The organism is Qipengyuania gaetbuli, assembly GCF_020171365.1.
GTDB classification, from domain to species: Bacteria; Pseudomonadota; Alphaproteobacteria; order Sphingomonadales; family Sphingomonadaceae; genus Qipengyuania; species Qipengyuania gaetbuli_B.
On sequence record NZ_JAIUZO010000002.1, the window covers coordinates 1,759,322 to 1,778,598 of the forward strand.

The window sequence follows — 19,277 nt, forward strand, 5'->3', positions numbered from 1 at the left end:
CGGCAAAGGTTCGCCTCGCTTTATTGGTCGCACAGCCAATCGGGGCTCACCGGACATTGGTCCGATGGCCCTGTTGGCTGGATTAGAAGCTTAACGGGGCTGAACGCCTTCAGCGGGTTCAGGCCAGCGAGACGTGCCGCTTCAGGTGATGGTCGACGTTGCCGAATTCCGATTCGAAGATCGTCAGGCGCTTGAAGTAATGGCCGATCGCATATTCGTCGGTCACACCGTTGCCGCCGTGGATCTGGATCGATTCCTGCCCGACGAGACGGGCGGCCTGCCCGACACCGACCTTGGCGGCGGACACCGCGCGCTTGCGCTCCCTTTCGCCTGCTTCCAGCTTCAGCGTCGCTAGATAGGTCAGCGAAACCGACTGCTCGTAGGCGGTGTACATGTCGACCATGCGGTGCTGGAGCACCTGGAACTTGCCGATCGGCACGCCGAACTGCTTGCGCTGGCGTGAATATTCGACGGTCATGGCATGGGCGACTTTCATCGCTCCGCAAGCTTCGGCGCACTGCGCGGCGATCGCCTCGTCTGTCACCTGCTCGATCAGGGGAAGGGCAGCGCCCTCGTCGCCGATCAGCGCATCGCCGGGCACCGAGACGTTTTCGAAGTAGACTTCCGATGCGCGGCGTCCGTCGACGGTCTCGTAGTCCCGCGTCACGATGCCGTCGGCCGACTTGTCGACGATGAAAACGCTCACGCCTTCGCGGTCCCGGCGGTCACCACCGGTCCGGGCGGTGACGACGAGGTGGCTCGCCCAGGGAGCGCCGATGACCACGGCCTTGTGGCCGTTCAGCACATAGCCGTCCCCGTCCTTCTTCGCGGTGGTTTCAAGGTCGGCATAATCATAGCGCCCGCGCGGTTCGGCATAGGCAAAGGCGAAAACGCGGCTGCCATCGATGATGGCCGAGAGGTGCTCCTCGCGCTGGGCCTCGCTGCCCGCATGCTTCAGGAAGCCGCCAGCGCAGACCACGGTGGGAACGAAGGGTTCGACCACGAGGCCCTTGCCGAATTCTTCCATCACGATCATCGCATCGACTGCGCCGCCGCCGAAGCCGCCGACTTCTTCGCTGAATGGCATCCCCAGGATGCCGAGTTCGGCCAGCTGGGCCCAGACTTCAGGCCGCCAGCCCGCATCGCTCGCGATGGCCGCGCGCCGGCTTTCCCAGTCGTATTGTTCGCGGACCATGCGCGAAAGTCCGTCGCGCACCATGTCCTGTTCTTCGGTGAAGTTGAAATCCACGGGTCTCTCTCCGCTGGTGCCCCGCGCCTTACAGGCCGAGGATCATTTTCGTGATGATGTTGCGCTGGATCTCGTTCGATCCGCCATAGATCGAGGTCTTGCGCATGTTGAAATAGGTCGCGGCAGAGTGGTGCGCATACTCCGGCCCGATCGGATATTCGTTCGATCCGGTGTCGTTGGCGATGCTGCCGTAATAGGGCGTGCCGTAGCTGCCCACCGCCTCGAGCGTGAGTTCGGTCAGGCGTTGCTGGATTTCGGTGCCCTTGATCTTGAGGATCGAGCTTTCGGGTCCCGGTCCCTTGCCGGCCTGTTCCCCGGCCAGCGTGCGCAGTTCGGTGATCTCGAGCGCGGCGAGATCGATTTCCAGCTGGCTGACCTTGCGCGCAAAATCGAAGTCCTCGATCAGCGGCTGGCCGTCGAGAGTCTCTTTCGCGGCGATTTCGCGCAGCTTTTCGACACCGCGCTTCGAACGGGCGACACCGGCAATCCCGCTGCGTTCGTGGGCGAGCAGGAACTTGGCATAGGTCCAGCCCTTGTTCTCTTCACCAACGAGGTTCTCGACCGGTACGCGCACGTCGGTGAGCCAGGTTTCGTTGACCTCGTAGCCGCCGTCGAGGAGCTTGATCGGCTTCACTTCGACGCCGGGCGTTTTCATGTCGACGAGGATGAAGCTGATGCCTTCCTGCGGTTTGTCGGCATCGGGATCGGTCCGGCACAGGAAAAAGCCCCAGTCGGCATATTGCGCCAAGGTGGTCCAGGTCTTCTGGCCGTTGATGACGTAATGGTCGCCGTCGCGGACCGCGGTGGTCTTAAGCGAAGCGAGGTCCGAACCGGCGCCCGGTTCGGAATAGCCCTGGCACCACCACACGTCGCCGCTGCGGATGCCGGGCAGGTGCTTCGCCTTCTGCTCTTCATTGCCGAAGGTGTAGATGACCGGGCCGACCATCGCCACGCCGAACGGGAGCGGCATGAACGCGTTCACGCGGGCGTTCTCTTCCGACCAGATATAGCGCTGGGTCGGCGTCCAGCCGGTGCCGCCATATTCCACCGGCCAGGCAGGTACGGACCAGCCCTTTTCGCCGAGGATCTTGTGCCACGCGACCATGTCTTCGGGCGACATGTCCTCGCGCATGCCGAAATCGGCGAGATGGGCCGGATAGTTCTGCGAGATGAAGGCGCGCACTTCGTCGCGGAAGGCTTTTTCCTCGGGGGTGAATTCGAGATTCATTGGCTCAGGCTCCGATATCCGTTCTGTCCGGCTAGCCCTGTCAGGGCCAGCTCCTGCCGGCTTCCGTCACTCACGTAATGGAAGGTTCGAGCGAATCGCAACCGTTACGCAACGGAAGGTGCAAGATTCCTTCCCGGTTTCGGGCGCCGGGAACCGGATTCGTGCGGATCAGGCGCTTGCAGGCGAGGGCAGCGACTTCACGTGAATGTCCTGCTGCGGATAGGGCATGGTCAGCCCGCGCTTCTCGAACGCCTCTTTCACGCTGCGCGTCAGGTCGCAGTGGACATCCCAGTAGTCCCCTGCCGCCACCCACGGCCTGCAGACAAACGTCACCGCGCTCGCGCCCAGTTCGGTCGGGCGGATTTCCGGAGCGGGATCGGCAAGGACCTTGGGATGGGCAGCGACCTGCTGCTGCAGGACATCGAGCACGTCCTGGATGGGGTCGCCGTATGAAGCGCCGAACACCAGGTCGACGCGACGCGTCTCGCTGGCCGTCGCATTCACGATGACATTGCCCCAGACGTTCTTGTTGGGGACGATGACGATGCGATTGTCCGGCGTGGCCACGGTGGTACCCACCATGCTGACATTCCTGACCGTGCCGCCGACGCCGCCGACTTCGATGTAATCGCCTTCGTCGAACGGCTGGTTGATCATGATCATCAGCCCGCTCGCAAGATTGCCGAGCGTATCCTGGAAGGCGAAGGCGAGGATGAAGGACGCACCCCCGATCAGCGCGAAGACGGGCGTGATGTCGACATCGATCGAAGCGAGGACGATGACGATGCCGGCCAGTATGAAGAGCCAGAAGAATGCTCCGACGATGAAGGCCTGCAGGAGTTTCGACAGACTGGTGAATCGCCCGATCCAGAGCCGGACGAAACCTTTCGCCACCCGTGCCGCCAGCACGATGGCACCGAGGGCAAGGAGAGCCACCAGCACCCTTTTCAGCAAGGCAATTCCGCCGTCCGGCCTGCCGAGCCACTCGACCATCGAGCCGAACAGGGCCTTGGCGCTGGCCTGCGAGGTTTCTTCGAACAGGATACCGTTCCGGTAAGCCCTCAGGCGGGCGACCTGATCCGGATCGCCGCCCTTCCTTTCGAGGGAATCGACCACCAGCGTGAACTTCTCGAGCAGCTTGGCGCGCTGTTCGACGAGAGTGATGATCCTGGCGATCTTCGCCTCGTCGGCAGGGTCTTTGCCACCGACTCTGTCGGCCTGGGCGCGGGCGATTTCCTCGGTTTTTGCGCGGACGAGGCCGAGCCACGTATCGCTGGCCTGCTGCAGTTCATCCGCAGTCAGCGGTACGAGCAGGTGCGCCAGTTCCGGATTGGATATCTCTGGCCGGGTGACCATGGAGACGAGGTCTTCCTCGCCTGCATCCGCTGCGGTTTCTTCGACAGCCGGTGCTGCAGTTTCCTCCGCGGCGTCCTGGGCGTTCGCCACATGGGCGAACGCAAGCGTCCAGAACGCCGCGAAGCACAGCGCGATTATCCTTGAAACAGCCAATCCGGCCTCCTCGTCTCGGGCGGCCTCAATCCTTTGCCATCAGGTATTCGGCCACCGCCTGGTAGGCGGGCAGCGAGGTAGGATCGATCCTGCCGTTCGCTGCTGTCGGGAAGGAAGCGAAGCGCACCAGCACCATCTCTGCCGTAGGATCGACATAGATGGTCTGGCCATGCACACCGCGGGCGGCATAGGCGCCGTGCTCGTTATGGAAGACCCACCACTGGCTGGTGTAGCTGCCGTTCGGAATGGTCGGGAAGCCGGCGAATTTCGACGGATCGCCGCCTTGCCGGATTCGCTGCGCTACTTCTGCAGGGAAGAGCCTGCGGCCGTTGATGACCCCCTCGTCGAGCATGAGCTGGCCGAGCCGGCCAAGGTCCCTCAGGCTCGCGGTGAGACCGCCACCGGCGAAGGGCACGCCCTTGCCGTCGACCGTCTGGTAGGCGGCCTGTTCCGCGCCCATCTTCGACCACAGCCGTTCGGATGCGAGCTGGGTCACTTCCTTCCCGGTCACGCGGGTGATGATCCAGCCGAGCATGTCGGAATTGATCGTCTTGTAGTGGAACTCGTCACCGTGGCGCCCTTCGGGCTGCACCTGCTGGAGGTATTCCCAATAGCCGTTCGGGCCCTTGTAGCCTTCGGGCTTGGGCAGCGGGCTGGCGGCGCGGGAATAGACCCAGATATCGGCATTGGGATCGGCGTAATTCTCCGAATATTTCACGCCGGTGGTCATATCCATGACCTCGCGCACGGTCGCCGTGGCGAAAGCGCTACCCTTGATTTCGGGAATGATGTCGATGACGCGCTTGGTTTCATCGAGCGTGCCCTCGGTCACGAGGATCTGGGCGAGAAGGCCGGTCAGCGACTTGGTCATCGACATGGCGGCGTGCTTGCCATCTTCGGTCAGGCAGCCCGAGTATTTCTCGTACACCACCCGGCCCTTGTGCATGATCAGCATGCCGTCGGTGTAATTGGCGCCGAGCGAATCCTTCCACGTCATCTGCCCGTCCGAATTCATCGGCGTGAATGTCAGTGCGTCGATCTCTTCCGCGTACTGCGTAAGTTCGTCGGGCGTCAGGTAGGACAGCGGAACCGGCGCGCCGAGCCCTCGGCTGATTTCTTCCGTCGGAAGGAATTCGCGCAGGTGGCAAACGCTCCACCGCAGGCGAGGGAAGCTGAAATAGACCGAATCGGGCTGGGTGATGATCTTGTCGGCAGGCGGCGGCGAACCGACCATCCAGCCGAGTACGCGCGGATCGGATTCCTCTGCCGAAAGGGGCGGCTGACCCTGCTGGGCCGATGCCGATGCCGAAAGGCCTGCAGCGACAGCAAGCGAAAGCCCCATCGCGGGGAGTCTGGAAATGAAACGCATGGAATTACTCCCTGTTCGAGGCCTCAATCGTCATCCGTGACAGCAGCGATCACGCCGATCACGGCCGCTCCGACGAGCACGCCCGTCAGGACATCCGCACCGTCATTGTCGGTCCGCTTGTAATACCGGCGAAGGTAATCGTTGCGGTTCCAGTAGCGTCCGTCACGCCACCAGCGACCGTTGCCGCGGTAGAACCGGTCGTAATAATCCTCGCGGATTTCGCGGCTCACTTCGCGCCGTGCTTCGCGGCGTTCGCGGGCGACTTCGCGATTGGCCTTGCGGTATTCGCGCTCGACGCATTCGCGGTCCTTGCAGCGCCTGATGCGTTCGTCCGCTTCCCGCCTCTCGCGATTGACCTCGCGGTTGGCTTCGCGGATTTCCCGGCGCACTTCCCAGCTCTGTGCCTGCACTTCGGACGGGATAGCCGTGAGAACGGTTACCGTGCCGAGCGCCATCAATATTTTGGCGTACATGGCTCAGCCCTCCTGTGCCGCGCCGCGGAATTTCGCCGCGCGCCGTTCGTACTGCTTGAGGACTTCGGCGCAGTTCTCGGTCTCGACGGCAACACTGGTGCCGTAACCGAAGGCGGAGGAGAACAGGAAGGCGCGGTCGACACCGAGCAGCCGGGCGATGGAGGCGTTCATGTCCAGCACGTCCCGCTCAAAAGCGACCTGCTGGCTTTCGGCGACGCACCCGCGCGAGAGACCGGCGATGTAGCCGAAATTCTTGAGGCCGTTATCGACCTGCTCTTCCTGGCTGAGCGTTTCGCCGGCATCGTCCTGCGCTACTGCAGGCGACAGGCCCATGGTGGCCATGGCAAGGGCGCCAGCGCCGAGAGATTTTCCAAGAAGCTTTTTCATCACTGTCTCTCCTCAATTCGAAAGCCGCTGTCCGGGTAAGGCGCGACTTCATTGGGCCCGACGGCCCGATCCGGTCACATATTGACGACGAGATTCACAAAGCCACCCGTCCACGCGGGTGCATCACCACCGAAGGCATTCTCGATCCCCTTGCCGGGAATGGAGATGCTGAACCCTCCGGTCAGGAAGGCATTGGGCGTCAGTACGCGGGTGTATTCGATGAAGAAATCGTCCGCGAGATGGTTGGCGGTGACGCCGGCAATCACGGCGCCCAAATCGTCGGTGATCTCGAGTCGGGTTGCCTGGCCGAACTGGATCGGGCTGCGCTGCTCGTTCACCCGGATGTGCGCGGCCCTCAGCGTCAGGAAGTCACGCGGGCTGGGCATGGTCTTGAGCGTCAGCTGGTGCGACTGCACGTTCGAGTTGATGAAGACGAGCGCCGCCTTCGAACCCGTGGCCCAGCTTGCGGGCGAGCCTTCGTAGTTGAGCGGGTCGAACCGCTCCAGTTCGGGCGTGTCGGGATCGTCGCCCGAGAAGGTCTGGTAGGAATAGAACAGGTCGGGGCGCCACGGCTTGTCGTTCCAGGCATGACCGATCTTGATGCGTCCACCCCACGCGTCGAGGCTGACGCGGTCGTTCCATTCATAGGCACCGTCGAGGCCGACATAGAAGCCGGGCAGCGCACCCTTGGCCGGGTGGAACATGCCGTAGAATGACAGCGCGTTGAGGCCCTCGCGCCCGCCGTCGAGGAATGCGGGCGGACCGTTGCCGCCCGGCGCTGCCTGCGGATACGGAGCGCCCGATTGCAGGACGTTGACGTAGCTGACGCCGGCGAAATCGGTCTTGTCGAAATCGTAGCGGATGTCGCCGCCGACGCTGTGCGTCTTGGTGTTGTTCGATGCGAGCTCGTTCGGGTCGATGAAGAATCCGGTCGCGGTAAGGCCCTGGTAGCGGAAGCGGCCGATGATGGTGCGCTCCCACGCCTTGCGCGGGCCAAGCTTGACGGCACCGCGTTCGAAACCGTTGGAAGCACCGTTGGAAATCAGCATGCCCGTGCCGAGCTTCAGTTCCTGCGCACCGGCCGACAGGTCGAACTGGCCGGTTTCGACCGAGCCCGTGCGGAAGCCGACATAGGCCTCTTCGATGGTTACGCGGCTGGTGTTCTGCTGGTCGAAGGCGTCAGTACCGAGCGTCGCCGAGGCGACCATGGAAAAGCCGCCGTAGAACTGGATGTCCGAGCTTGCGTCATGGGTGATCTCGACGCCCGGCTTCACATAGAATTCGAGCCATTGCGTGTCCGAATCGAAACCGGCCGAGGGAGCGAACTTGTCCGCCAGGTTCCAGTAGAGATTTTCTTCGGCGACGGCGTTTACGCCGCCTTCGAACGTATACTTGATCTGGGTCGGGCCTTGGTCGGCGGCGGGTTCGGCATCCTGCGCGAATGCGGGCGATCCGAAGGCGAGTGGCGAAACAGCGGCGGCCAGCAACACGAGGGGTCTGACGCGCATCGCGCGAAACCCACGAGCGGTAGAACTGTCACCTTCTGCATGCATACGCCAACCTCCCTGAAAGGAATGAATGGCGACCCGACTGGCCCTATGCGCCTCAAATGATGCGATTTACCAGCTACCAATTACCCAAAATGGGCACTAAACGCAATTTTCCTGTCGGGCGCTTTAATGGGGGTGGAATTGCCCAATATCGCCGAAGAACATTTTTCCCTCCTCTGGCCGCGCCATGTCGAAGGCATGATCGCCCTCTTGTCCGAGTTGAGGGATGCATTCGGCGGCGATCTCGATGCCGCACTCATCATGGCGGTCGTCGGTGCGGCCCTGCTGCCGGCTGACAGATTGCCCGTCTCGTTCAGCTATGCCGATCTGCTCGCGCGCAAGAACATCGATTTCCGCAAGCCCTTGAACACGCTCTCGATCGCGCAGGTCACCGGGATTCCTCGCGAGACCGTCAGGCGCAAGATCGCGAAGATGGAAGAGAAGAACTGGATTGCTCGCGACAGCAAGGGGCACTGGCAGATCGGATCGCGCGGGTCGGAGGATCTTCGGCCGATGACGGAACTGTCGCTCAAATACATCTCCAGCATTGCCGAGGGGCTGGATCTTGCGAGAAACGGAAAAGCCGACGCCTTGCGAATTATCTGAAAGCGGCGGGGCGCTCGCTATTCCATCACCTGCGCCAGCATCGCCTGCATCGAGGCGCGCTGTTCCGGGTTCTGTACGACCGCCAGCGATCGTTCGATCACCGATGGCGGATCGAGCCTGCGGGCCATGGTCTGCGCTTCCTCGGGCCTGCCCATCGCCGCAAGGCACAAGGTCAGGCCGAAAATGCCGGGACTGTGATCGGGAGCAAGATGCAGCGATTCCGATAGCACCATATGCGCTTCGTCCAGCCGTCCCAGCCCGACGAGGCACAGGCCCTTGCCCGAAAGCAGGCCGTAGCGCCGCGCGGAATGGGGATCGAGCCTCAGGGATTCCTCGAAATGCTCGATGCCTTCTTCCGGTCGACCGGCCGCAAGCGCAGTCCATCCGGCGTAGAGGCGGGTGAGGGCCGAGCCGGGATTTACCTCCAGCGCGCGGCCGATGAGGCGCTCCGCTGTCGGCAGGTCTTCGCCGAGCGCCACGAGCACCCCGGCGCCGTGCGCCAGCACATAGGTGTCCTCTCCCCGCAGGCGCAGGGCGAGGTCGAGGTAACGATGCGCCTTTTCGCGGTGCTCCTCGCCGTTCTCGTCCCACTGCGAATTGTAATAGACCGCATGGCTCATCGCCAGAATGACGGCGGCCCATGCGAATTTCGGGTCGAGGCGTAGCGCTTCCTCGGCGGCCTCGATCGCGACTTCCATGTCCTCGCGATCCCAGCTCATGGTGGCGGCGTTGGCCCGCAGGAAGAGCTCGTAGGCGCCGGGGGAACTGGTCGGCCGCTCCACCGCGCGGCGGGTTTCGAGCGCCTCGATCGTCGCGTCGATCGCGCTGGCGACCGAATTGGCGATGCGGTCCTGTAGTTCGAAGACATCTTCGAGCTCGTCGTCGAAACGGCCGGCCCAGACCTGCGCCCCGCCTTCGCCGTCGATCAGCGACACTGCAATGCGAACTCGTCCGCTGGCCCTGCGCACGCTGCCTACGAGCAGGTAGCGCACCCCCAGTTCGAGCGCTATTTCCGGCAGGGGCAACGTGCTGTCGCGGTAGACCCTGCTGGTCGAAGCTCCGAGAACGAAAAGGACATTGAACCGCGAGAGGACGGTGGCGATTTCCTCGACGATGCCGTCGGCGAAATACTCGTCGCTTTCCTGCGGCGAAAGATCCTTGAAGGGCAGGACGGCGATGCTCGGAATGGTTGCCTTCTGGGTGCCCATGGCAGGCCGGGGTGAGGCCTTGGGCACCGGCTCGCCGGCTTCGGCCAGTTCCTCGATCGTTGCCAGCAGGCGGTGCCAGGCAGGGCTTTCCTTGCCGTCCCACCCGCTCATGTCGAGGCAGTGGATCTGGTTGAAGGGGAGAGGCGGCTGCGCTCCGTCGAGCGTGACCTGGACCAGCTTGCCATCCTGCCGGGCCGTATCGGCTTCCGCCCGCACCCATTGCGACCGCGCGGCTGCCGATGACCAGAGGGCCACGACCGCTTCTGCATCGCGCAGGCGTTCCTCGATCACCTCGGCATAGGCACGGTGTGCGGGAAGCTGGTCGTCGCGCCAGACCTTGTAGCCGTGGAGGCGCAGCATCTCCGCCAGCAAGCGCGCCTTGCGCTCGTCCGCCCGGGCATAGGAAATGAAGATCCCGCTCATGGAATGCCGACCTATAACGCCTCCCTGTTTCGACCAAGCCCTTTGTTCCCCGCACGGGACACGGCGGTCAACCGCAGATTGACTGGCGCCAAACCTGCTGACAGACTTTGCTTCATGGGGGATACGGCAACACTACCGCAGCACGACCCTGATCGGCAGAAACGCTCTGCCGACCTTGCTGTCGCGCAGGCTCGCTATGCGATATCCTACGATATCGTGCCCGGAATTCCGATGGTGGCGCAGGTGCCGGAGGAGGCGACGCCGAGCAAGGAATGGACGCTCCGCACGCTCTTGCCGCTCAAGAACATCCTCGCCAATGTGGTGGCAAACCGCTGCATCGAGGAAGAGCACGATGTCGAGAACGCCTTCGAGAAACAGGTCGCCAAGGGCCTGAGTTTCACCAACCTGATCAAGGGTTTCGGGGCAGGGATCGAAAAGGTGGGCGAGTTGCTCGACCACCTCGGCGAAGACGCCAGCCATTCGCTGATGAAGAAGGTTCTGCGCGGCCAGCACATTACCGGACATCACGATGCCACTGCCAGCAGCCCCTGGATGTCACCCCTGACGCCGCATGGGCGCCCTAAGTCCATCCAGTGCTATGACGACCTCTATCGCGAGGTCGCCCGCCCGCCTGTCATGGAAAAGTGGCAGGATGACGGCTGGTTTGCGCAGATGCGAGTCGCCGGACAGAACCCGATGCTGATCAAGGGCGTCGACGACTTGCCCGCCAAGTTTCCGGTCACCGAGGACCATTACGCCGTGAATGCCGAGGCCGGTGACACGCTGGCTGCGGCCCTGAAGGACGGTCGCCTCTTCCTGCTCGACTACGAGCTGATCGGCGATACGGTCGAGGACAATACGAACCCCATCCTCGGGGAGCGCAAGTACACACCCGCTCCGATTGCCCTGTTCGCCGTGCCGCCAACCGGCGGGTCCCTGCGCCCTGTCGCGATACAGGTAGGGCAGGATCCGGCAAATTTCTCGATTTCCACCCCCGCCGACGGTTGGGCGTGGCAGAAGGCGAAGACCGCAGTGCAGGTCGCCGATGCGAACTATCACGAGCTGGTCTGCCATCTTGGCCAGACGCATCTCATCATGGAGGCGGCGGCGCTGGCGACGAAGCGCAACTTGTCTGAGCGGCACCCGCTCTACAAGCTGCTGATGCCGCATTTCGAAGGCACGCTGGCGATCAACAATTCGGCCGCCCATTCCATGCTGGCGCCGGGCGGCGTGATCGACCTGTCCTTCGGCGGCACGCTGGAAAGCATGATCCGGCTCGCCGGGCGGGCCGTGTCGGAATACGACTTCCATGCCGCCATGCCGCCGGCCGATTTCGCGCGGCGCAAGATCGGTCCGGAAGGGCGGCTCGTCGACTACCCCTATCGTGACGATGCCCTGCGCCTGTGGGATGCCATCGGCGACTGGGCGCGGTCCTATGTCGATTATTACTATCGCAGCGATGCGGACGTCGCTGCCGACGACGAACTCGGGGCCTGGTCGAAGACGCTTTCGTCGCCTCTGTCGGAAGGCGGGATCGGGGGTTTCACGCCGATCACCAACCGCGCCGACCTGCGCAAGGCGCTGGCCATGATCATGTTCACCGCCAGCGCGCAGCACGCGGCAGTCAATTTCACCCAGTGGGCGGACATGTCCTATTCACCCGCGCTTGCCGGAGCGCTGTGGGCGGAATGGAAGGAGGGGGACGCGACCGAGCAGGACTGGCTCGATCTCCTGCCCCCGCTCCAGTTCGGGGAGTTGCAGGCCGAGTTCCTCTCGCTTCTCGGCGGCGTCCACCACACCCATCTGGGCGAATACAAGTCCAACAGCTTCCCCTATTCCGACATGATCACCGAACCGGAGATCGTCGAGGGTGCTCTCGCCGTGTTCCAGGCGCGCCTGAAGGAAATCGAGATACAGATCGCCCGTGAAAACCGTGACCTCGTCACGCGCTCCGCACCCTATGTCTACCTCCTTCCGTCCAAGGTCCCGGCGAGCATCAACATATGACGGGCAAGGGTGGAGGACATCAGCCGTCGATCGACGACCTTCCCTCTCCCAAGGGCCTGCCGATACTCGGCGATATGCTCGATTTCGTGGACGGCCAGTTGCCGTGGGACGTAATGCTTCATTACGCGCGCGACGTGGGAGCCTTGTCCCGGGTCGACCTGCCGGGGGCAGACATCGTGCTGGTGAGCGATCCGGAAGCGATCACCCAGATCATGGTCACGGACACGGCCGACTTCTACAAGAAGACGCCCACCGCCGCGCTGCGCCCGGTTTCGACTGACGAAGGCGACGTTTTCACCCAGCCGGGCGGCAAGGTCTGGGCGGAACGCATGGCGTCCAATCCCATGGTGCTCGCCCTGCGCGATGGCTGGCTCGACACCGCCCTGCCGCGGATGCACGAGCAGCTCAGGAAGCGCGTTTCGGGCTTCGTCGGGAAGAGTTTCGAGCACACCTACGACACGCTTCTGCACATGGCGTTCGATGCGTTTTCGGTGATGCTCTATGGCGAGGAATTCGGGGAAAGCACTTTCCGCGACTGGGTCATCGTTGCCAGCGAACTCGACCGGCGGATGAAGAGCAAGATGCCCTTTCTCTTCGATACACTTCCCGAGGAAGCGCAGGCGGCGCAGGATCGCAACCATGCGGCCTTTGTCGGTGCGGTGCGCAAGGCGCGGGCCGAGACCAACCCTGCGGGCACCGATCTCCTGCGGCACGCGATCAGGTCGGGCTGCGACCACGATGACGACCTGCTCGCGACCGAACTGGCCAACATGTATTACGGCGGCATCGTTTCCAGTTCGAGTGCGGTAACCTGCACCCTCTATCTCCTCGGCAAGTCCGACACGGAGATGGAGCGTGTGTGCAATGCACTCGCCAAACTCGGGCCCGATGCCGCGCACGCCCAGATCAGGGCCTGCGAGGAATTGCAGGCCGCGATGCTCGAGACCTTGCGCCTCTTGCCGCCCGTTTCGCTCTGGACGCGCAATGTCCGGACGGATGCCGACGTGGTGGTCGCAGGATACCGAATGCCCGCGGATACCAGCCTGCTCATCGGCAATCGCCACGCCCATACCCATGCCGATCATTGGGAGGATGCCGAACACTACAGGCCGGGCCGCTGGACCGCTGAAAGGCGGGCGAGCGATCCGCTCGGCAGCGACTATTTCTTCCCCTTCGGCAGGGGCGAGCGGACCTGCCTCGCGCAGGACGTGGGCCTTGCCTATATCCAGCTCGCGGTGGGAACCGCGCTGATGCACAGTGACCCCAACGTCGGGCTGGGCGAGAAACTGGACCAGGATTTCTGGTTCGGCTGCATGGTGCCGAAGGACCTGAGTTCCAACTTCGACCGCAAGCGGACCCCGGTAGATGGCGCTCGCTGAGCGGAGCGCCGATATCCGAGCGGAGGCAGACCTCCGGGCGACTTCGCGGCAGGCCGGTGACCTGAGGTCGATCCTTTTCCTGACACCCGTCAGCACCGCGGTCTGGCTCGGCATGATCGCCGTTGCGGGTGCAATCTGCCTTGTTGCAGGGCTCTCGTGGTGGTGGATGCCCGTCCTTGCTTATGCGGTGCTGGCCTTGCACGAGCTGCTGGCCTTTACGGTGTTCCACCGCGGGCTGTTCCCTTCGTCCGAACGCGTCGCGCGGGTCTATCAGTGGTTCACGATCTTCCTCGGCGATCGCGCGGATCTCGAAGCTCGCGGAGACCTTACCGAGGGCCTTTTCGACGGCGATTTCGACAAGAGCATCGAGCAGGCGACCCGCGACAAGTATCGCCGGATCGTCGAACTGCTTGGCCTCAAACCGGGCATGCGCGTGCTCGACGTGGGATGCGGCCTGGGCGACTTTCTCGCCTATCTGAAATCGGTCGGCATCGACGGGACGGGCCTCACCCTTTCACCCGACCAGCAACGGATTGTCGAGGCGCGTGGGATCGAGGCGCATGTGCTCGATTTCCGCAAACCCCTGCCGGCAAAGCTGGCGGGCAGGTTCGATGCGGTCACGCTGATCGGCTCGCTCGAACATTTCTGCACATCCTACCAGATGCGCGATCGGCGCGGCACCGACGAGGTCTATGCCAATGTCTTCCGTTCGGCGTCGGAGGCGCTCAAACCCGACACGGGATCGGGCAAGGTCTTTTCCGCGACGCTACACAGTTCGGCTTCGGGCGGATGGACGGCCTCGGACTGGCTCCATGCCTATTCGTTCCATGCCCATTATTCCGGGCTCTATCCGCGGATCGGCGATTTCGACCGGCTCTGCGTACCTTGGTTCGAGGTGGAGCACCTGCAGGACACGACGGTCGACTACCAGTACAGCTCGATCGCCTCGAGCAGGCACTTCGGCAACTTCACCGTCCGCTGGACAGCACGCAAGGCCGTTGCCGCGCTGCTGTTACTCGTCGTGAACCCGTTCGCGCCCTGGTCGTGGATCTACCACCTGCGCCGGTCGTGGATGTGGCAGTTCGGCGGGATGGATCTGGAGCCGAGGAAGGCGCGGCCTGCGCACGCGCTCTGGTATGTTCACGCGCGCCGGGAAACCGCCCGGCCCTAGCTGGCCAGCGCTTCTAGTCCCGCGCGGTCGATAATCCGCACGTCCCTGCGCGAAGGCAGGTCGATCAGGCCTTCCTTGCGCAGCTTAGTGAACTGGCGGCTGACCGTCTCGATCGTGAGACCAAGGACGTCGGCGATTTGCTGGCGGGTAAGCGGCAGCTCCATAACCTCGTTGCTTCCCTCCGTCGGTGCGCAGGTTGCAGGCACCAGCCGGTCGGCCATGTCGAGCAGGAATGTAGCCATCTTCTGCTCTGCATTCATCCGCCCGAGCAGCAGCATCCAGCGACGCGTGCGGTCCAGTTCGGACAAGGTGCGTTCGAGGAGCTTGTGTTCGAGCCGTGGATGTTCGCGGGCGAAATGGTCGAAGTCCGAGCGCTGGAAGGTGCATACGAGCGCAGGGGTCAGGGCCTCGACGCCGTAAGGCGTGGTCTCGCCGAATGGCCGGCCGAGGAAGTCGGACGGATAGGCGATGCCGAGAATCTGTTCCTTGCCTTCGCTCGTCTGGGTCGAAAGCTTCAGCAGCCCTTCGATCACGTTGGCCACGACGACGGCGTCGTCGCCTTCCCAGAGCACCTGCTCGCCTGCTTCGACCCAGCGACGCCGCCCGATCTTGTTCAGGACGTTGATCTCATCGTCATGCAGGTCGCCGCAGATCGCGCGGTTGCGCACCGTGCAGGACTGGCAGAAGTTCGTGAGGGCTTCGGGCATCGACATTTCCACCAAGCAGATACCCATGGCGGCATGGTCTGCCAAGCGCGCTTGCGCCTTTTGTCCAGACAAGCAGTGAAATGGCGGAGACGGAGTCCGATCTGATTTTGATCTAACATCTTGATATCAAGAAACTATAGATGTCGCGAAATGAACCAGACCCACACCTAGACCCACACTTTCGAATGGATGCAAGCGAACTCCTGCGCCAGAAAAACTTAGGGCTACTTGGGGCCCAGCGCCAGAGTATCGCGATTGGTGCAAGGCATCCAAATGGCTGCATCCAGTCGGATATCTGATTCACCCCTGACGTTGGGCCGCGTCACTATGCCTTCGAAGCCCGATAGCGGGCGTCGATCACTTCACAATCCAGGTTTGCCATGAACGCGTCGATGATGTGCATAGCTGCTGTGCCGAAGTTCATGTGATAGGAGAGGAGAGGTCGTTCATAGCTAGCGCAATCAGCGGCGTTCCCGTCATCGCGCCATGCATGTGATCCTATGTCGAGTAATTGTGGAGCGATCGCGTGTGTGCGTTTATGGTCAGCACGCACCAGCCAGCGCCGCTCCCGCGCCACCAACCGCCGCCGGTCCCATAGCCTCGCGTCTGGTTAGATTGCTCATCATGGCAGACTCCCCACTTCACTCAATCAACAGCAGAATGGGCCAATCTAATAATTTAAAGAATAACTCGTATCTGTGTCATTGTCTCGGATCAAAACAAATGCGATCCCGTCTCAATTCTCAAGGAAATCAACCTTCCCGCTGTCGAGATGATAGAAGGCACCGACCACTTTGAGTGAGCCCTGGCGTTGCGGTGCTAGTAAGGCCGGTGAAGCTTCCTCTCGCAGCTCTCTGACCACGCGCCGGACATTGCTGATCGCGGCGGCGTCGACGATGTGATCTGCCCAGGGATCTGTCTCAAGCACGGCTGGGAGCAGCGATTGCAAAACCTTGGAAATGTTTCCTGAGAAGGTGGCCTTACCCCGCGCGAGGGACACCGCGGCGTTGATTGCGCCGCAGGCTTCGTGCCCCATCACCACGATGAGCGGCACCTTGAGGTTCGTGACCGCGAATTCGAGGCTACCGAGTGCCGTCGTGCACAGCGTGTTGCCTGCGTTGCGGATAATGAAAAGCTCGCCAAGCCCACGTTCAAAGAGAAGCTCTGGCGGAACGCGCGAATCGGAGCAGCTCAGATAGGCCGCGAAGGGGCGCTGCGCCGCCGCAAGCTCGAGCCGCCGCATGCGATCCATGGTCGGCTCATAAGTCGTATCGTCGAGAAAACGCCGATTGCCTTCTTTCAAAAGTTCAAGAGCTTGATCGGGTGTAAGTTGAGGTACCTCTTCCACTTGGTCTCATCATCCTTCGGTTCTCGCTGACGGCTCTTGAGCCATCCCGTTCAGAGTATTCCGTGGGCGCCGGCCATTGCACCAAGCGTCGTCAACAGGGCGGCAATGGAAAGGGCCTGATGCACCCGAACCATCAAGCGAAAATCGCGTTCGGGTGTTTGCGAGTGCGCCATCCGTCGGTGCAAAAACAGCGGTTCGGCAATGAACAGCATCACAAAGAACGCCAGCCACAGGGCAAGCATCGCATGCATCCACCAGTAACCCTGCTCGGCAAAACGCCCCCACATGTCGCCGCGCCACGTCATCCAGAACCCGGAGGCGCCAGCCAGCAGAACCCACGCCTTGGCATGTGCGGAAAAGCCCTGCTCTATGCGGTGAAAGGCCTGCAACCGGTTCTCAGGCGCTTCGGTCTTCCGTATGGCCGGCATCACCACGAATGTGACGAACCAGACGCCGCCGATCCAGCCGACAATGGAGACGACATGCAGCACGCGAGCAATGGTGAAGTCGTCGAAGATCATGGTCTTGCCTTCTAGCTGTTATCGCCTGCACAACTTTGATCAGCATCAAATACATCTCGGCTTGCGAGTCTATTCGGGCGATATGAAAACACACCTTCTCAGCCTTACGGCTGCTTCGCTGGCGATACTTTCGCCGACCGCCGCCTTCGCAGATGACGGCAATGACCTGCCGATCGACCCCTATCTGGATTTGAGGTACCGGCTCGAAGTAGTCGATCAGGCGAATCTGCCGCAAGATGCCACCGCTTCGACACTCAGGATCAGGGGCGGGGTCGAGACCGACGAGTGGAACGGTTTCAGCGCGCTGGTCGAAGGCGAGGCCGTGGTCCGGATCGGGCCAGAGGATTTTAATGACACCACCAACGGGTTGGTCCAGTTCCCCGTCGTCGCCGATTCGTCCGACGTGTTGCTCAACCGCGCCTTCGTGCGATGGCGCCCTGATCCGGCGATCGAAGCGGTCGCCGGGCGGCAAAAGGTCAACCTCGACAATCAGCGCTGGATCGGTTCGGTCGACTGGCGCCAGAACGACCAGACATTCGACCTTGCACAGCTATCGGTGAAGCCCGTCGAAGGGGCATCGATCCAGTACTTCCATGCATGGCGGGTCAACCGGATCTTTGGGCCGGATTCCCCCAACGGAATCTGGCGGGACAACGATATCCATGCCCTCAACGCCAGCTACGCCATTCCGTCAGTGGGTACGGTTTCTGCCTATGGCTATTTCCTCGATATCCCCGATGCGCCCGCGGCCAGTTCGCAAACACTGGGTTTGCGCCTTGCGGGCTCGCAGCCGGTGAGCGGCAGTACGAAACTCCTCTACACTGCGGAATACGCGAACCAGCGCGATCTGGGGCCGAATCCGGGCAATTTTTCGCTCGACTACCTGCTGCTCGAGCCGGGGGTTTCGACCGGGGGTTTCACTGCCAAGGTCGGCTTTGAGCGTCTGGAAGGCAACGGATCGACCGGGCTGCAGACTCCATTGGCGACCTTGCACGCTTTCAACGGCTGGGCCGACAAGTTCCTCGCCACCCCACCAGACGGGCTGCGCGATTTCTATGGCGACGTGAGCTATCGTTTCGGCGACGGATCGCCTCTCAAGGGGTTGCTATTGCGCGGTATCGTGCACGATTTCGACGCTACCGAGACGGACCTTGCTTACGGACGGGAAGTGAACCTGCTTGCGGTATTTCCGATAAGGAAGAACCTTACCGTTCTGGCGAAGTTTGCGCATTACGAAGCGGAAGGGTTCAGTGTCGATACCACAAAAGGATGGCTGCAAGTCCAGGTCAGTTTCTAGCGCAGGTCAGGCGGAACCGGATCGGGCCGGGAATAGCGCTCAAGGCTTTCGCGGTCCTCGATCCTCACCTTTGAGCCATCAAGCGAGACGCCGTGTTTCCTGAGCGTACCGAAAGCACGGGAGAGGTTTTCGGGCGTCATGCCGAGCAGCGAGGCGAGCAGTCGCTTTTCACCCTTGAGCTCGAACTCCCACTGCCCGCCTTTCCGGGCGGATTTTTCAAGCAAGTGATTGCCTAACCGTTCGGCCGACTGTCGCACCTTCATATCCGTTAGCGCGCGGACAAGATCGCGATAGCCATGTGCGAGCTCGTGCATGGTCGCCTGCATCAAGGCAGCATCATGCCGAATGGATTCGCGCAAACCGGATGCAGGAACGAGCAGGATGCGCGATGATGCGAGCGTGCGTGCCGACATCAGATAGGGTGTATCGGTCACGACGGCGGCGAGAATAAAGCTTTCGACGGGTTCCACGATCCGCATGGTCGTATCGCGCCCGGCGCCCTCCACAAACAGTTCCACCAGCCCATCGACAAGCACATGCAGGAAGTCCGCATCCTGCCCTTTCTCGAACAGCGTAAGCTGGGGAGGAAATACCTGGAGATAGGCCCCCGCAAGGATCGTATCGCGCTGCGCTTCGGCCATGTCCCGAAACAGCGGAAGCCGTGCGATTTCAGGCTTCTCTCCGATTCGCATGATTGTCGCAGCTCCAGCTCGATGAATTCGCCAAGTTAGCCTTCAGATTGATAATTATCAAGAAGGTGCATGATCCATTTCGGTGACTCCATTGCGCCTCGTCATGCCGAGAGGAGATTGCCCGGGCCTCGTATTCCAATTTGATCCTCGTCA

Annotated in this window: 17 protein-coding genes; 5 read left to right on the top strand and 12 right to left on the bottom strand. The window is 62.1% G+C overall.

From position 1 onward, the window contains the following. Window positions 1–118 precede the first annotated feature (118 nt). The 7 genes from LCL94_RS09305 to LCL94_RS09335 all read right to left on the bottom strand — a co-directional run bounded on the left by LCL94_RS09305 (window position 119) and on the right by LCL94_RS09335 (window position 7,723). Window positions 119–1,249, bottom strand: coding sequence for an acyl-CoA dehydrogenase family protein (locus tag LCL94_RS09305; RefSeq protein ID WP_224831959.1), 1,131 nt, complete (start codon window positions 1,247–1,249; stop codon window positions 119–121). 28 nt (window positions 1,250–1,277) lie between these two features. Continuing rightward, window positions 1,278–2,477, bottom strand: a complete 1,200-nt coding sequence (locus tag LCL94_RS09310; protein WP_224831960.1) for an acyl-CoA dehydrogenase family protein — start codon at window positions 2,475–2,477, stop codon at window positions 1,278–1,280. A 168-nt stretch (window positions 2,478–2,645) separates the two neighbouring features. Beyond that, a complete protein-coding gene (locus LCL94_RS09315) occupies window positions 2,646–3,986 on the bottom strand; it encodes a mechanosensitive ion channel family protein (protein WP_224831961.1) in 1,341 nt (446 codons plus the stop codon). A 25-nt stretch (window positions 3,987–4,011) separates the two neighbouring features. Further along, entirely contained in the window at window positions 4,012–5,355 is a 1,344-nt protein-coding gene (locus LCL94_RS09320) for a serine hydrolase domain-containing protein (RefSeq protein ID WP_224831962.1), read from the bottom strand. A gap of 23 nt (window positions 5,356–5,378) precedes the next feature. Further along, window positions 5,379–5,828, bottom strand: a complete 450-nt coding sequence (locus LCL94_RS09325) for a hypothetical protein (protein WP_224831963.1) — start codon at window positions 5,826–5,828, stop codon at window positions 5,379–5,381. 3 nt (window positions 5,829–5,831) lie between these two features. Continuing rightward, on the bottom strand, window positions 5,832–6,215 hold the full coding sequence (locus LCL94_RS09330; RefSeq protein WP_224831964.1) for a hypothetical protein: 384 nt from the start codon (window positions 6,213–6,215) through the stop codon (window positions 5,832–5,834). Between the two features lie 74 nt (window positions 6,216–6,289). Further along, window positions 6,290–7,723, bottom strand: coding sequence for a hypothetical protein (locus LCL94_RS09335; protein ID WP_224831965.1), 1,434 nt, complete (start codon window positions 7,721–7,723; stop codon window positions 6,290–6,292). A 183-nt stretch (window positions 7,724–7,906) separates the two neighbouring features. Here LCL94_RS09335 and LCL94_RS09340 point away from each other — a divergent pair, with 183 nt between their 5' ends. Next, window positions 7,907–8,371: a hypothetical protein gene (locus tag LCL94_RS09340; protein WP_224831966.1), complete on the top strand. Its 465-nt coding sequence runs from the start codon at window positions 7,907–7,909 to the stop codon at window positions 8,369–8,371. Between the two features lie 17 nt (window positions 8,372–8,388). Here the strand turns inward: LCL94_RS09340 and LCL94_RS09345 are convergent, their stop codons facing one another. Continuing rightward, a complete protein-coding gene (locus tag LCL94_RS09345) occupies window positions 8,389–10,002 on the bottom strand; it encodes a TIR domain-containing protein (protein WP_224831967.1) in 1,614 nt (537 codons plus the stop codon). A gap of 114 nt (window positions 10,003–10,116) precedes the next feature. Between LCL94_RS09345 and LCL94_RS09350 the strand changes: the two genes are divergently transcribed. The 3 genes from LCL94_RS09350 to LCL94_RS09360 are packed head-to-tail and all read left to right on the top strand — an operon-like array spanning window position 10,117 to window position 14,559. Beyond that, a complete protein-coding gene (locus LCL94_RS09350) occupies window positions 10,117–12,009 on the top strand; it encodes a lipoxygenase family protein (protein ID WP_224831968.1) in 1,893 nt (630 codons plus the stop codon). Continuing rightward, window positions 12,006–13,388: a cytochrome P450 gene (locus LCL94_RS09355; RefSeq protein ID WP_224831969.1), complete on the top strand. Its 1,383-nt coding sequence runs from the start codon at window positions 12,006–12,008 to the stop codon at window positions 13,386–13,388. Before LCL94_RS09350 ends, LCL94_RS09355 begins: the two co-directional genes overlap by 4 nt. After that, on the top strand, window positions 13,375–14,559 hold the full coding sequence (locus tag LCL94_RS09360; RefSeq protein ID WP_224831970.1) for an SAM-dependent methyltransferase: 1,185 nt from the start codon (window positions 13,375–13,377) through the stop codon (window positions 14,557–14,559). The genes LCL94_RS09355 and LCL94_RS09360 overlap by 14 nt, the downstream gene beginning before the upstream one ends. Here the strand turns inward: LCL94_RS09360 and LCL94_RS09365 are convergent. From LCL94_RS09365 to LCL94_RS09375, 3 genes are all read right to left on the bottom strand, one after another. Beyond that, window positions 14,556–15,272 carry a Crp/Fnr family transcriptional regulator gene (locus tag LCL94_RS09365; protein WP_224832694.1) on the bottom strand — a complete coding sequence of 239 codons (717 nt, stop codon included), beginning with the start codon at window positions 15,270–15,272 and terminating at the stop codon, window positions 14,556–14,558. The genes LCL94_RS09360 and LCL94_RS09365 overlap by 4 nt on opposite strands. A 730-nt stretch (window positions 15,273–16,002) precedes the next feature. After that, complete coding sequence (locus LCL94_RS09370; RefSeq protein WP_224831971.1) at window positions 16,003–16,614, bottom strand: carbonic anhydrase; 612 nt, start codon at window positions 16,612–16,614, stop codon at window positions 16,003–16,005. Between the two features lie 50 nt (window positions 16,615–16,664). After that, window positions 16,665–17,135, bottom strand: a complete 471-nt coding sequence (locus tag LCL94_RS09375; RefSeq protein ID WP_200981229.1) for a hypothetical protein — start codon at window positions 17,133–17,135, stop codon at window positions 16,665–16,667. 82 nt (window positions 17,136–17,217) lie between these two features. Here LCL94_RS09375 and LCL94_RS09380 point away from each other — a divergent pair, with 82 nt between their 5' ends. Then, entirely contained in the window at window positions 17,218–18,432 is a 1,215-nt protein-coding gene (locus LCL94_RS09380) for an alginate export family protein (RefSeq protein ID WP_200981228.1), read from the top strand. On the opposite strand, the gene LCL94_RS09385 is transcribed toward LCL94_RS09380, so the two are convergent. Continuing rightward, window positions 18,429–19,124, bottom strand: a complete 696-nt coding sequence (locus LCL94_RS09385) for a helix-turn-helix domain-containing protein (protein ID WP_200981227.1) — start codon at window positions 19,122–19,124, stop codon at window positions 18,429–18,431. The two genes, LCL94_RS09380 and LCL94_RS09385, sit on opposite strands and share 4 nt — an antisense overlap. Between the last annotated feature and the right edge of the window lie 153 nt (window positions 19,125–19,277).